This window comes from Candidatus Omnitrophota bacterium, assembly GCA_030650275.1.
Taxonomy (GTDB): Bacteria; Omnitrophota; Gorgyraeia; order Zapsychrales; family Fredricksoniimonadaceae; genus JACPXN01.
This window is the reverse complement of the sequence record JAUSEK010000005.1, coordinates 85,770-99,589: the sequence shown is the minus strand read 5'-3', so window position 1 is coordinate 99,589 and position 13,820 is coordinate 85,770. Positions and strand designations below refer to the sequence as shown.

The following is a 13,820-nucleotide window of genomic DNA, read 5'->3' as shown; positions in this document are numbered from 1 at the left end:
ATGCCTGATTTCTTAACCCTACGCCGTTATACAAAATTCGTCTGCGGTTCAACGCTTTTTTTGATCTTTGCCGGCGGCCTTGTTAAAAGCACCGAGTCAGGCCTGGCTGTGCCGGATTGGCCTTTGTCGTACGGCACATTATTCCCGCCCATGGTCGGAGGGGTGTTTTATGAACACGGCCACCGCATGATCGCCTTTTTCGTCGGACTGCTTGTCCTGGTCCTGACGATCTGGCTGTGCCGCACGCCTGTTGAGGGCTGGATCAAAAAACTAGGGGTAGCGGCGCTGTTGACCGTCGTAGCCCAGGGCGTTTTGGGCGGGCTGGCTGTCCTGTTCTTTTTACCGGTATTGCTCTCCTCGGGCCACGGGGTGCTGGCCCAAACATTTTTTTGCATGACGGTCCTGCTCGCGTACGCTTTTTGTGTTGAGCGCAAAAACCGTTTAAAGGCGAACGATGAAGGGACGGACACAAAATTCCTGAAATATACGTTCATCCTTTTCGGGATGGTGTATGTTCAACTGATGATCGCCAATGTCATGCGCCATACCGGATCAGGACTGGCTGTTCCGGATTTTCCGACCATGGGAGGGTCGCTCATTCCCACCTTTGACCAAGACATGCTCAACAGGATCAATGCCTGGCGTTTTGAACAAAACCTTGAGCCTGTCCGTATGGGCCAGGTGCATATACATATTTTACATCGTGTTTGGGCATTTTTAATTTTAGCAAAATTATTTTTTATCAATCATGTGGCCTATCGCGACCATTTGGCCAAGCCCCTGGTGATGAAAACGCTGTATTGGCTGAATCTGATGATGTTTGCGCAGATCATGCTGGGGATCGCCACGGTCATTTTCGAGAAAGAAGTATATACGACGACGGCCCACGTCACCATGGGAGCGGTTGTCCTGGGGTTATCGCTTTTGTTGGTGCTGCGCGCTTCGCCCATGACCTGGGTAAAATTTAAAGGGATGTTATCTGCCCGATGATCAATAAAGAAAAATGGAACGCCTACATTGAATTGTCCAAGCCGAGCATTTTAATGCTCGTGCTGGTGACAACGGCATTGGGGTATTATCTGGCTGGAAAAGGCGTGCGGGATTGGGGAATTCTGGCTTTGACGCTTTTGGGCGCGGCCTTGACCTGCGCGGGTGCCGGGGCGCTCAATCATTATCTGGAACGCGACAGTGATGCCCTGATGAAGCGCACAAAAAACAGGCCTTTGCCCAGGGGGACCATCACCCCAGCCAATGCCCTGGCCTACGGGATCCTGATGATCCTCATGGGGGTTTCTTTGTTGTGCTGGAGGGTCAATTTATTGACGGCATTCCTGTCGTTGCTAACGGCATTCTTGTATATTTTGGTGTATACGCCCATGAAAAAGATCAGTTGGTTGAATACGACGATCGGGGCCATTCCCGGGGCCATTCCGCCGATGGGAGGGTGGGCGGCCGCGACCGGTCATCTTGATCCCGGGGCATGGGTGCTGTTTCTTATTCTTTTTGCCTGGCAGCATCCGCATTTTTATGCCATTGCCTGGCTGTGCAAAGAGGATTATACAAAAGCGGGATTCAAAATGCTGCCGGTGGTTGAGCCCGATGGCATTTCAACATTTCGCCACGCTATTTTCTATTGTCTCATGCTTTTGGCCGTTTCCGTTCTGCCGTTTTTGATGGGCATGTCCGGAAAATTCTATCTGGCCGGCGCCGTGGTCCTCGGGTCCGGTTTTCTATATGCCGGTTGGCGCCTGCTTTGCTCCCACTCCATGCCGGATGCCCGCCGCTTGCTGGGAGCTTCCGTCCTGTATCTGCCGTTATTGCTTTTTGTGATCATATTAGATCTCTCCATTCTATGATGTTTTCCAAACGTTTCTTCTTTTCACAGATCCTGTTCTTTGCGGTCCTTTTTTGCGCGGCCTTGGTTTATTTTCTTAAACCAGTCCAACCTTTGCCTGTGATCGGACAGTTGACGGATTTCCGATTGCTCAATAGCGATGGGAAAACCGTTTCACTGCAAGATCTCAAAGGTAAGGTGTGGGTGGCGGACTTCATGTTCACCACCTGCGGCGGAATCTGTCCGGTCATGGGCGCCAACATGGCCAAACTGCACCGTTCCTATGTCCTGGTAGATGATGTGCGCCTGGTGTCTATTTCGGTCAATCCGGACACCGACACGCCTGAAACCCTCAAGACCTACGCAAAGAAATTCAAGGCGAACACGGACCGATGGTTTTTTTTGACAGGACCATTGGCGGATATACAAAAACTCTCCGCGCAATCATTCAAGTTGGGCAAGGTGGATGAACCGGTCTTTCACAGCAGTTATTTCACGCTGGTGGACAGACAGGGGCGTATCCGGGGCTATTATGACGGGATGGACAAGAAAAAACTCGCGCGGTTATTCAAGGACATTGCCGTTGTTTTAAGGGAGAAAAAAGGGATGAGCGTCCCGCTTTTACCGACGATCAACGCGTTGCTCAACGGCCTGGCAGGGGTCTTTCTGGTGCTGGGATTTTTGGCCATCAAACGTAAAGACCGGGTCACGCATAAAAAATTCATGCTTTGCGCTTTTGCGTCCTCGGCCCTGTTTTTATGCACGTATCTGTATTATCACCTGACGTCGGCGGGAATTACACACTACAAGGGGTCCGGGATGTGGCGGGCGATATACTTCTTTATTTTAGGGACACATACGCCATTAGCGGTGCTGATCGTGCCGTTTATCCTCATGGCCCTGCGGCACGCGTACCGGGGGGAATTCCAGAAACATACCCGCATCACCAAATGGCTTTACCCGACATGGATGTACGTTTCCGTGACCGGGGTTTTGATCTACTTGATGCTTTACGTTTTCAAGCCCGCCTGAAACGCTTCATTAAGAATTTCGCCAATCTCTTTTCTTTTTCCCAGAAGAACGGGAATTGTCCCAGGATAAACCCAAAGAACAACAGTCCCAGCTGATAGACCGGCGGAAAAAGGGGGATATAGACCAGGATCTTTACCCACAGAGGGGTGCCGGCCTCAATGCCCAGTAAAGGAAAAATGACATTACGTATGGACATGATGGAGGTGCCGGCCAGCGAGAAAGTGAGCATGATCATCCAGAAATCCCAATTGCTTTGGATATCCCATTTTGATTTTAGTTTTTCCATCCATCTCATGATATCGGCCTCATTTCGTTCATGACCATATTCAGAAAATAAACCCCGACGCCCAAGACCACAAGCGCCGCCACACCCAGGACGATCATCATTTTCTTAAAACCGTCCGCTCCGGTATCAAATTTCAGGATCGTCCTCATTTTTTCAACACGATCACCTGGATGACCCATCCAATGGCAAAAAAGACAATAGACAGCAACAGGATGTTCAGAGGCATTGTTTTCGGGAAATGCCCGATAAAACCCAGGATCATGATCGCCAAACCAGCTGCCTGAAATATTTTAGCTGCCCAGTACATGTTGTCCCCTATTAATGCCGGCCATCTTCAAGATCACATCCGTGTTTTCCCTGAAACACTGATGCTGTATCCTTTTGGCATAACAAAAATGGATGATGCCGGCCAGCAAAAGCCCCTGATAAACCCATACCGGCATTTTGCCCGTGTCCACGGCGCCGTAAAAGATGAACGCTGTCATCAGGATGAGGATATTGAGCAATTGCGGGGGATACAATTTGCGCTTAAGCGCGATCAAACGCTGGTGATAGTTGCCCGAGATCTTGTGTTCCAGCATGTATTCCTTGACGCTCACACCCGTGCCGACGAAGAAAAACATGACGAGCGTTTCCGTCAACAGGTAAACGATGCTCGTGAGGACCAAAAACGACATGGGGCTGGCGTTAAGGACCGCAAAGGGGACAAAACTTTGGCCGAACACGACCAGGATCATCCCCAAGGACAGGAGGGAGAGGATATAACAGGTGTGCATGAAAAACCACATTACTTCGGCGGTGCCAGAGGGGTTTTCTTCTCGGTGATGACGGGGAGTTCCTTGGACCTTTTGGCGTTCAGCTCTATGTAACTCTTGGATTTTTCAGGGATGTCGGCATCGGTATAAATGGCCTGCACCGGGCATTCAGGGATGCAGGCACCGCAGTCAATGCACACGTCAGGGTCAATGACCAGCATTTCCTTGTCTTCATGGAAACAATCCACCGGGCAGACAGTGACGCAGTCGGTATATTTGCACTTGATACAGGGTTCAGTGACGATGTGGGCCATTGAAAATCTCCTCCGGTTAGGGACAATATTGAACATTAAATTAACATATCAATTTGTGCGTGTCAAATGCCAATCCTTTATTGACGGCCATGGGGGGATTACCTATAATTGAATCACTATGTCCGTATTTGACAAACGATCCGTCCAGAAAATACTGTCCGTCCAATCATCAAAATACACGATCTTCGCCCTGCCCAAACTGGCGAAGGCGGGCTTAAAAGACCCCGCGCATCTGCCGTTCTCCATCCGCATCCTGCTGGAAAGCGCTCTGCGCAATGAAGACGGTTATGAGGTCACCTTCAAAGACATCAGGACCATCCTGAATTGGACGCCCAATACGCCTAAAAATGAGATCGCTTTCAAGCCCGGCCGCGTGCTTTTGCAGGATTTTACCGGTGTTCCGTGTATGGTGGACCTGGCCGCCATGCGCGATGCCATGAAACGCTTAGGGGGCGATTTCAAAAAGATCAACCCGCAGGTGCAATGCGACCTGGTCATTGACCATTCCGTGCAGGTGGACGCGTTCGGCACCCAAAAAGCGTTGGGCCAAAACGTGAAACTGGAATTTGAACGCAACAAAGAACGGTATGAATTCCTCAAATGGGGCCAAAGCGCCCTGCGGAATTTCCGCGTGGTCCCGCCGGCCACAGGCATTGTGCATCAGGTCAATCTGGAATATCTGGCCAAAGGGGTATTGAAAAAAAAGACCGGAAAGACCGTGACGGCTTATCCCGATAGTTTAGTCGGCACCGATTCCCATACGACGATGATCAACGGATTAGGCATTGTGGGGTGGGGTGTGGGCGGTATAGAAGCGGAAGCTGTGATGCTCGGCGAACCCATTTATATGCTTTTACCGGAAGTGACAGGTTTTAAATTGACCGGGCGTTTGAAAGAGGGGGTGACCGCGACCGACCTGGTGCTCACCGTCACGCAAATACTGCGTCAAAAAGGCGTCGTGGACAAATTCGTTGAATTCTTCGGTGATGGGTTAAAACATTTGACCTTGCCGGACCGTGCCACCATTGCCAACATGTCCCCTGAATACGGGGCCACCATCGGCCTGTTCCCGGTGGACGAGGAAACATTGAATTATTTGCGCCTTTCCGGCAGAACAGCCGCCGAGGTGGACCTGGTGGAGCATTATTACAAAGAGCAGGGGCTGTTTTACGATCCTAAGTCGGCCCAGCCGCAATACAGCGATCTTTTGGAATTAGACCTGTCCACGGTTGAACCGTGCCTGGCCGGCCCCAAGCGTCCGCAGGACCGCGTGCCGTTGACACAGGTCAAAACAAACTTCCGGGCCTCATTGACCGCTGACGTCAAACAACGCGGTTATGGTTTATCTCAAGACGACTTGAACCATACAGCTGTTGTCCAAAATGGTGTCGGCACAACCATCGGCCATGGCGCGGTCGTGATCGCGGCCATCACCAGCTGCACCAATACTTCAAACCCGTCGGTGCTCATCGGCGCAGGTCTTTTGGCCAAAAAAGCCGTTGAAAAAGGACTGACCAGCAAATCCTATGTCAAAACAAGTTTTGCCCCTGGCTCGCAGGTGGTTGAAGAATATTTAAAAGAAGCGGGATTGATGGCGCCTTTGGAAAAACTGGGGTTTAACATTGTCGGCTATGGCTGTACGACCTGCATCGGCAACAGCGGGCCTTTGCCCGAACCTGTGGCCAAGGCCATTCAGGAGGGGGATCTGGTCGCGGCCAGCGTCCTGTCCGGCAACCGTAATTTTGAAGGCCGGATCAATCCATACACCAAGGCCAATTATCTGGCCAGCCCGCCGCTGGTGGTGGCTTACGCTCTGGCCGGACGCGTGGACATTGACCTGTCCCGTGAACCCATCGGTCAGGATAAAAAGGGCAAGCCGGTTTATTTGAAAGACATTTGGCCCGCGCAGGAGGAAATTCACCGTCTGGAGTCCAAATTCGTCAAAGCCAAAATATTCCGCCAACGGTATAAAAGTGTAGACAAGGGCAATAAGGATTGGAACGCCATCAAGTTAAAAAGATCAGACCTTTTCCCATGGGACCCTCAAAGCACCTACATTCAGGAACCGCCGTATTTTATCAAAATGAAGGCAACGCCGGATGTGCTCCAGCCCATCCGGGGCGCGCGGTGTCTGGTCATGGTGGGGGATTCCATCACCACCGACCATATTTCACCGGCCGGGTCCATTGCCAAGGACAGTCCGGCGGGAAAATACCTGATGGCTGAGGGGATACAGCCGGCGGATTTCAACAGTTACGGGACCCGCCGCGGCAATGACCGCGTGATGACGCGGGGAACGTTCGGCAATATACGCCTGCGTAATCTCATCGCGCCCGGCAGTGAAGGCCCGTGGACGACCTATTGGCCGACGGGCGAAAAAATGTTCATTTACGAGGCCTCTTTGAAATATAAAAAAAGCTCCACACCGCTGGTCGTTTTGGCCGGCAAGGAATACGGCGCCGGTTCCAGCCGCGACTGGGCCGCCAAAGGCACAACGCTTTTAGGCGTCAAAGCGGTCATCGCCCAAAGTTATGAACGCATCCACCGTAGTAATCTGGTGGGCATGGGCGTTCTGCCTTTGCAATTCAAGGCAGGAGAGAACTCTGCGTTGATCGGGTTAAAAGGGGATGAGGTCTTTGAATTTGTCGGTTTGAACAACGATCTCAAACCCCGCCAGGACATCACGGTCATCGCCACCCATCCCGACGGCGGACGAAAAGAATTCAAAGCCGTCTGCCGCATTGACACCCTGGTGGAAGTGGACTATTACCGCAATGGCGGCATCTTACAAACTGTCTTGCGCAAATTAGCCAAATGAGGTTGTGATGGGACAATTGCGTTTTGCCGTCATTTTAGCCGGATGCGGCAACAAAGACGGGGCCGAGATCCACGAATCGGTGCTGACCCTTTTGGCCATTGACCATTCGGGCGGGCAATACCAGTGCTTTGCCCCGGACACAAATCAGCATCACGTCACCAATTTTCTCACCAATGAACCGATGAAAGAAACGCGCAATGTTCTTCTGGAATCAGCCCGCATCGCCCGCAGTGACATCAAACCCTTAAGCACATTCAAAGAAACCGATTTTGACATCCTGGTTCTGCCCGGCGGCAACGGAGTGGCGTATAATCTGTGCACCTTTGCCGTGGACGGGGAAAAAATGACGGTCAACCCGGACGTCCAACGCGCCGTCCAGGCCATGCACAAAGCGAACAAACCCATCGGCGCTCTGTGCATCGCTCCGGTCATTTTGGCCAAACTGCTCAAAGGCGTTTCCGTGACCTTCGGCAATGATGCCAAGGTCAATGCCGCGGCCCGGCAATGGGGCGCTGTACCGCAGGATACATCTGCCACAAACATTGTCATTGACCCTAAAAACAAGGTCGTGACAACCCCGTGCTACATGCTCAAAGCCCGCGTCTCCCAACTGGCCGAAGGCATTGAAAAACTCGTCCAAGCCCTCATCCAAATGACATAGGAGAAGGCAGGTGCTGCCTTCTTGGCTGGACAGAACAGCCGCCGTCCGATATAATGGTCGCTCTTATGGGAAAAACCATGTATGAAAAGATCTGGGACGACCATTTGGTCCGCGGGTCCCAGGGAGACACGTCGCTCATTTACGTGGACCTGCACCTGGTCCACGAAGTGACATCGCCCCAGGCCTTTACCGCTTTGCGTGAGACCAAACGTACCGTGCGCGTGCCGCAAAAAACCTTTGCGACCATGGACCACAATGTGTCCACGCGCACCAAGGACATCACCAAGGTGGAGGCCACCTCGCGCACTCAAATGGACACCTTATCTAAAAATTGCCAAGATTTCGGCATCAAATTATACGATTTTGCCAGTGAGGACCAGGGCATCGTGCACATCATCGGCCCTGAACAGGGGCTGACCTTGCCGGGCATGACCATCGTGTGCGGCGATTCGCATACTTCCACCCACGGCGCTTTCGGCACCCTGGCTTTTGGCATCGGCACGTCCGAAGTGGAGCATGTCCTGGCCACCCAGACGTTACAGCAAGATAAAGCCAAAACCATGCTCATTAATATTGACGGAAAATTGGCCCCTAAAGTAACGTCTAAGGACATTATTTTGTATATCATCGGCCGGATCGGCACGGCCGGCGCCACCGGGTATGTTATTGAATACGCGGGAAGCGTCCTCCGTTCCTTGTCCATGGAAGGCCGCATGACCATTTGCAATATGAGCATTGAGGCCGGAGCGCGCGCCGGGATGATGGCCCCCGATGACGTGACATTCAATTACATGAAAGGCCGCGATTTCGTCCCCAAAGGCGGGGATTGGGACAAGGCCGTGGCCTACTGGAAAACATTACCCAGCGACGCGGACGCAAAATTTGATAAGACCCTTAACATCAAAGCCAAAGACATCGCCCCGCAAGTGACATGGGGCACAAGCCCGGGGCAGGTGACCTCCATTGACGGCCAGGTGCCGGACCCTGAAGAATTCACCGACCCGGTGGACCGCGCCGCGGCCCGCAATGCTTTGGCTTATATGGACCTGAAACCCGGCACCAAAATCAAGGGTATCGCTATTGACAAGGTTTTTATCGGTTCCTGCACCAACGGACGCATGGAAGACCTGCGGGCCGCCGCCCAGATGGTCATCGGTAAACACGTGGCACCGGGTGTGCAGGCCATTGTTGTGCCCGGTTCCGGACGCGTGCGCCGTCAGGCGGAAAAAGAGGGCTTGGACAGGATATTCACCGGCGCCGGTTTTGAATGGCGTTTCGCGGGCTGTTCCATGTGTCTGGGGATGAACGACGACCAGTTGAAAAAAGGGGAACGCTGCGCTTCTTCCAGCAATCGCAATTTTGAGGGGCGCCAGGGTCCCGGCGGGCGCACGCATTTGATGAGCCCCCAAATGGCTGCCGTGGCCGCCATCACCGGAAAAATTACGGATATCCGCACATTCAAATAATATGCAGTCCTTCATGACACATACAGGGATCGCCGCACCATTGGACCGGGTCAACGTGGACACCGACGCGATCGTGCCCAAACAATTCTTAAGGAAGATAGAACGGACGGGTTTCGGCAAACATCTGTTCCACGAATGGCGCTATCTGGACTACGAGGGGACCAGGGAAAACCCCGATTTTGTCCTCAACCAGCCGCGTTACCGCAAAGCCACGGTTTTGGCAGCGAGGGACAACTTCGGATGCGGATCCAGCCGTGAACACGCGCCGTGGGCCCTGGGGGATTTCGGTTTTAAAGTCATCGTCGCGCCGAGTTTCGCCGACATTTTTTACAACAATTGCATCAAGAACGGCATTTTGCCGGCGGCCTTGAAGTCCAAAGAAGTGGATGAAATTTTTGTCTATATCAAGTCCACACCGGATGCGAAGATCACGGCAGACCTGCCGGCTCAAACCATCATCGCGGGAACAAAGAAATATTCTTTTTCCATCAATGCTTTTGCCAAGGAATGCCTGCTCAAGGGTCTGGACAGCATCGGCTGGACCATACAGTTTAGCGAGCGCATCAGCGCTTATGAGGAAAAGATAAAAAATCAGAGGCCGTGGTTAACCCGTAAATAGCGACAATGAGGCAATATGTCAAATATTCGTAAATTTTCCAGCATTGTCACCGACGGTGATGACCGCGCGCCCAGCCGCGCGATGCTGCGCGCCGTCGGATTTAAGGATGAGGATTTCAAGAAGCCCCAGATCGGCATCGCGTCCACGTGGTCCATGGTGACCCCGTGCAACATGCACATCAATGTGCTGGCGGACAAGGCCGCCCAGGGCGCCAACGCGGCCGGCGGCAAGGCGGTGATCTTTAACACCATTACGATCTCCGACGGGATCTCCATGGGCAGCGAAGGGATGAAGTATTCGCTGGTCTCGCGGGAAGTGATCGCCGATTCCGTGGAAACCGTGATGGGATGCGAGGGTTTTGACGGGCTGGTGGCCGTCGGCGGCTGTGACAAGAACATGCCCGGATGCGTCATGGCCATGGCGCGCCTCAACCGTCCGTCGGTGTTCGTCTACGGCGGCACGATCCTGCCCGGCTGTTACAAAGGAAAAAATGCTGATATCGTTTCGGTCTTTGAAGCCGTGGGCCAGCATGCCGCGCACAAAATTTCCGATGAAGAATTAAAAGGTGTAGAGTCCTGCGCCATTCCCGGGCCGGGTTCCTGCGGAGGGATGTATACGGCCAACACCATGGCTTCCGCCATTGAAGCGCTGGGCATGAGTTTGCCCAACAGTTCCGCGCAAGCGGCGATCTCCAAAGAAAAAGAGGATGACTGCCGCCGCGCGGGTGCGGCGGTGCTGGACCTGCTGGAAAAAAACATACGTCCCCGCGACATCATGACCAAAAAAGCATTTGAGAACGCCATCACCGTTGTGATCGCTTTGGGCGGCTCCACCAATTCCATCCTGCATTTGTTGGCCATGGCCGACACCGCCGGGGTCAAATTGACCATTGATGATTTCACCCGTGTGGGTAAAAAAGTGCCGGTGCTGGCGGACTTAAAACCCAGCGGCCGTTTTGTCATGGCGGAACTGGTCGCCATCGGCGGCATCGTGCCTTTGATGAAAATGCTTTTGGACAAGGGGCTTTTGCACGGCGAGTGCATGACCGTCAGCGGCAAGACCGTGGCGGAAAACCTTAAAAATGTCCAACCCTACCCGGCGGGGCAGGAGATCATCCGTCCATTTGACCATCCCATTAAAAAGGAAAGCCATCTGGTCATCCTTTACGGGAACCTGGCGCCGCAGGGTGCCGTGGCCAAGATCAGCGGCAAGGAAGGGACGTCCTTCACCGGCAAAGCGCGCGTGTTTGAATCCGAAGAGACCGCCCTCAAGAAAATATTGGACGGGACTGTTAAAAAAGGCGACGTCATTGTCATCCGTTATGAAGGACCCAAGGGCGGGCCCGGCATGCGCGAAATGCTTTCGCCCACATCCGCCATTTCAGGACGCGGTTTGGGTAAGGATGTCGCGCTCATCACCGACGGACGTTTTTCCGGGGGAAGCCACGGGTTCGTGGTGGGACATATCACACCGGAGGCCTATACCGGCGGGCCGTTGGCAATCGTGCGAAATGGTGATACAATAACTATAAGCGCCCAAAAGCAGGAGATCAACCTTGGCCTGACAGCGGCAGAGATCAAGAAACGTTTAAAGGCCTGGAAACAACCAAAACCGCGCTATACCCGCGGGGTCCTGGCCAAATACGCCAGAGACGTCAGTAGTGCATCATTAGGAGCAGTCACTGATTGAATTATAGGGACACAATACTTAATTCCTGCGTTAGTTATGGTTGAATTAAGTATTGTGTCCCTATAATTCCTAATAATATGGCTGGAAACACGTTTGGAAAATTATTTCGTGTAACGACATTCGGCGAAAGCCACGGGCCCGCCATCGGTGTGGTCATTGACGGCGTACCGCCGCAGCTGCCTTTGTCCGAATCCGACATTCAGCCCGACCTTGACCGCCGCAAACCCGGCCAGAGCAAGATCACGACCCAACGCAAAGAAAATGACATTGTTGAAATTCTCTCCGGTGTCTTTGAAGGCAAGACCACAGGCGCGCCTCTGGCCCTCCTCATCCGCAATGAGGACGCGCGTTCCAAGGATTATGCCAATATCAAGGACGCGTTCCGCCCGGGTCACGCAGATTTTACATACGAAGCCAAATTCGGTTTCCGTGATTACCGCGGGGGAGGGCGTTCCTCGGGACGGGAAACCGCCTGCCGTGTCGCGGCCGGCGCGGTCGCCAAAAAGATCCTGGCCCGTCACAAGGTCAGCATCACGGCCTACACGCTGGCGGTCGGCGACATTTACGCCAAAACCATTGACCTTGGCGTCATTGAAAAGAATTTGGTCCGCGCGCCGGACATGGCGCAGGCGGAAAAAATGATCGCCCGCATTGAAGAAGTGCGTAAAAACGGCGACTCCATCGGCGGGATCGTGGAAGTCCTGATCAAAGGATGCCCGCCGGGATTAGGCGACCCTTGTTTTGATAAACTCAACGCGCGTTTGGGCGCCGCTTTATTTTCCATCGCCACCGTCAAGGGCGTTGAATTCGGCGCCGGGTTCAAAACCGCTCAAATGTTGGGCTCACAGAATAACGATGTTTTTATCGCCAAAGGCGGGAAGATTGCGACAGCCACCAATCATGCCGGCGGCATCAACGGCGGTATTTCTTCAGGCCAGGACATTGTGCTTCGCATGGCGCTTAAACCGCCGTCGTCCATTGCCAAGGTCCAAAAGTCCGTGACCAAAAACCTTGAAGAAACGGAAATTCAGGTCAAAGGCCGCCACGATCCCTGCCTGTGCCCGCGCGTTGTTCCCGTGGCAGAAGCCATGGTCGCTTTGACCATCATCGACGCATTAATGCTCCAGAAAGCCACCCTAGGGGACACGAACCGTAACCCCAATTAACACACATATTCCGCCGTAATTAGGGTTACGGTGCATGTCCCCTATAATGTCTTCCAAAGTTATTCTCATCACTGGAACATCGAGCGGTTTCGGCCTTTTGACGTCCGCGCGTTTGGGCGGCGCGGGACACATCGTCTATGCCACCATGCGCGATCTCAACAAACGCCAGTCCTTGTCGGATGAAGTTGCCAAACGCGCCGGGCATGTGCAGATCCGCGCTTTGGACGTCACCAGGCCCCAGACCATCCAGCCGGTCATTGCCGAGATCCTTCAAAAACACGGACACATTGACGTTCTGATCAATAATGCCGGACAAGGCCTGGGCGGATTTTTTGAAGACACCTCCCAGGAAGAGATCCGCCAACAGATGGAAGTCAATTTTTTCGGCGCGCAAAATGTGACACGGGCAGTGCTGCCTTCCATGCGCGAACGCCGGCAGGGGATGATCATCAATATCTCCAGCGTGGCCGGACAGAGCGCCACCCCGTCGCTGGGGGCCTACAGCGCCAGCAAATGGGCCCTGGAGGCCTTTTCAGAAGGCCTGTATCATGAGATCAGGCCCTTCGGGGTCAAGGTCGTCATCGTGGAGCCGGGCTCTTATCCGACAAAGATCTTTGGCGACAACGCGCGCTATGCCAAAAATTTTGATGATCCCCAAAGCCCGTATTATCCTTTAAGCCAGGGCATTAAGAATTCCATCAACCGCCATATCAATCAAAGCATCCGCGACCCCGAGCAAGTAGCCCGGCTGATCGAGCGCATCATCGCCACGGCCGACCCGAAATTGCGTTATGTTTCTGATCCCTTGTCCTGGTTTGAGATGATGGTCCGCAAAAATTTACCGCCGCCGGTTTATAACTATTTTTACAGGAGAATGATCTATGGAAACACAAAGTACCCCGTATAAAAAACAGATCTTTGTCTGCATCAACAATGCCAACGGTGAAAAAGCCAGCTGTGGGGACCATAATGGGCAGGAGGTATTCCGCCGGTTGCGTGAGATCGCCAAACAACGCAAACTGCATCCCATGGTCCGCGTGGCCCAGGCCAAATGCCTCGGCCAATGCGCCAAAGGCGTCAATATCATGATCTATCCGGACAATATCTGGCACAGCGGCGTGCGCCTGGAAGACGTTCCGGCCCTGGCCGACAAATATATCTGCTAGAATTCCCACCAAAT

16 protein-coding genes are annotated in these 13,820 nt (G+C 53.2%); 11 read left to right on the top strand and 5 right to left on the bottom strand.

The genetic code is table 11. The annotated features are described in order from the left end of the window. The 3 genes from Q7K71_01680 to Q7K71_01670 are packed head-to-tail and all read left to right on the top strand — an operon-like array spanning position 1 to position 2,866. Positions 1 to 990 (top strand): COX15/CtaA family protein, encoded by a 990-nt coding sequence (locus tag Q7K71_01680; GenBank protein ID MDO8674811.1) that lies wholly within the window; start codon positions 1 to 3, stop codon positions 988 to 990. Continuing rightward, a complete protein-coding gene (gene cyoE / locus Q7K71_01675) occupies positions 987 to 1,856 on the top strand; it encodes a heme o synthase (protein MDO8674810.1) in 870 nt (289 codons plus the stop codon). Before Q7K71_01680 ends, cyoE begins: the two co-directional genes overlap by 4 nt. Then, positions 1,853 to 2,866 carry a DUF420 domain-containing protein gene (locus Q7K71_01670; GenBank protein MDO8674809.1) on the top strand — a complete coding sequence of 338 codons (1,014 nt, stop codon included), beginning with the start codon at positions 1,853 to 1,855 and terminating at the stop codon, positions 2,864 to 2,866. The genes cyoE and Q7K71_01670 overlap by 4 nt, the downstream gene beginning before the upstream one ends. Here the strand turns inward: Q7K71_01670 and Q7K71_01665 are convergent. The 5 genes from Q7K71_01665 to Q7K71_01645 are packed head-to-tail and all read right to left on the bottom strand — an operon-like array spanning position 2,853 to position 4,221. Beyond that, on the bottom strand, positions 2,853 to 3,152 hold the full coding sequence (locus Q7K71_01665) for a hypothetical protein (GenBank protein ID MDO8674808.1): 300 nt from the start codon (positions 3,150 to 3,152) through the stop codon (positions 2,853 to 2,855). The two genes, Q7K71_01670 and Q7K71_01665, sit on opposite strands and share 14 nt — an antisense overlap. Positions 3,153 to 3,157: 5 nt before the next feature. Then, positions 3,158 to 3,301 (bottom strand): hypothetical protein, encoded by a 144-nt coding sequence (locus Q7K71_01660; GenBank protein MDO8674807.1) that lies wholly within the window; start codon positions 3,299 to 3,301, stop codon positions 3,158 to 3,160. Beyond that, entirely contained in the window at positions 3,298 to 3,459 is a 162-nt protein-coding gene (locus Q7K71_01655; protein MDO8674806.1) for a hypothetical protein, read from the bottom strand. The genes Q7K71_01660 and Q7K71_01655 overlap by 4 nt, the downstream gene beginning before the upstream one ends. Next, positions 3,443 to 3,928 carry a hypothetical protein gene (locus Q7K71_01650; protein ID MDO8674805.1) on the bottom strand — a complete coding sequence of 162 codons (486 nt, stop codon included), beginning with the start codon at positions 3,926 to 3,928 and terminating at the stop codon, positions 3,443 to 3,445. Before Q7K71_01650 ends, Q7K71_01655 begins: the two co-directional genes overlap by 17 nt. An 11-nt stretch (positions 3,929 to 3,939) precedes the next feature. Next, on the bottom strand, positions 3,940 to 4,221 hold the full coding sequence (locus Q7K71_01645; GenBank protein ID MDO8674804.1) for a ferredoxin family protein: 282 nt from the start codon (positions 4,219 to 4,221) through the stop codon (positions 3,940 to 3,942). A 118-nt stretch (positions 4,222 to 4,339) separates the two neighbouring features. Between Q7K71_01645 and acnA the strand changes: the two genes are divergently transcribed. The 8 genes from acnA to Q7K71_01605 all read left to right on the top strand — a co-directional run bounded on the left by acnA (position 4,340) and on the right by Q7K71_01605 (position 13,806). Next, complete coding sequence (acnA, locus tag Q7K71_01640) at positions 4,340 to 7,039, top strand: aconitate hydratase AcnA (protein MDO8674803.1); 2,700 nt, start codon at positions 4,340 to 4,342, stop codon at positions 7,037 to 7,039. Positions 7,040 to 7,046: 7 nt separating this feature from the next. Then, positions 7,047 to 7,700 (top strand): isoprenoid biosynthesis glyoxalase ElbB, encoded by a 654-nt coding sequence (gene elbB, locus Q7K71_01635; GenBank protein ID MDO8674802.1) that lies wholly within the window; start codon positions 7,047 to 7,049, stop codon positions 7,698 to 7,700. 65 nt (positions 7,701 to 7,765) lie between these two features. Next, the gene (gene leuC, locus Q7K71_01630) at positions 7,766 to 9,166 is read left to right on the top strand and encodes a 3-isopropylmalate dehydratase large subunit (GenBank protein ID MDO8674801.1); all 1,401 of its coding nucleotides are present in this window, start codon (positions 7,766 to 7,768) and stop codon (positions 9,164 to 9,166) included. A 1-nt stretch (position 9,167) separates the two neighbouring features. Next, complete coding sequence (gene leuD, locus Q7K71_01625; GenBank protein ID MDO8674800.1) at positions 9,168 to 9,785, top strand: 3-isopropylmalate dehydratase small subunit; 618 nt, start codon at positions 9,168 to 9,170, stop codon at positions 9,783 to 9,785. 15 nt (positions 9,786 to 9,800) lie between these two features. Beyond that, positions 9,801 to 11,474 carry a dihydroxy-acid dehydratase gene (ilvD, locus tag Q7K71_01620; protein MDO8674799.1) on the top strand — a complete coding sequence of 558 codons (1,674 nt, stop codon included), beginning with the start codon at positions 9,801 to 9,803 and terminating at the stop codon, positions 11,472 to 11,474. A gap of 77 nt (positions 11,475 to 11,551) precedes the next feature. Then, positions 11,552 to 12,640, top strand: coding sequence for a chorismate synthase (gene aroC / locus Q7K71_01615; protein MDO8674798.1), 1,089 nt, complete (start codon positions 11,552 to 11,554; stop codon positions 12,638 to 12,640). 46 nt (positions 12,641 to 12,686) lie between these two features. Next, a complete protein-coding gene (locus Q7K71_01610; GenBank protein ID MDO8674797.1) occupies positions 12,687 to 13,547 on the top strand; it encodes an SDR family oxidoreductase in 861 nt (286 codons plus the stop codon). Beyond that, the gene (locus tag Q7K71_01605) at positions 13,522 to 13,806 is read left to right on the top strand and encodes a (2Fe-2S) ferredoxin domain-containing protein (GenBank protein ID MDO8674796.1); all 285 of its coding nucleotides are present in this window, start codon (positions 13,522 to 13,524) and stop codon (positions 13,804 to 13,806) included. The genes Q7K71_01610 and Q7K71_01605 overlap by 26 nt, the downstream gene beginning before the upstream one ends. Positions 13,807 to 13,820: the final 14 nt, after the last annotated feature.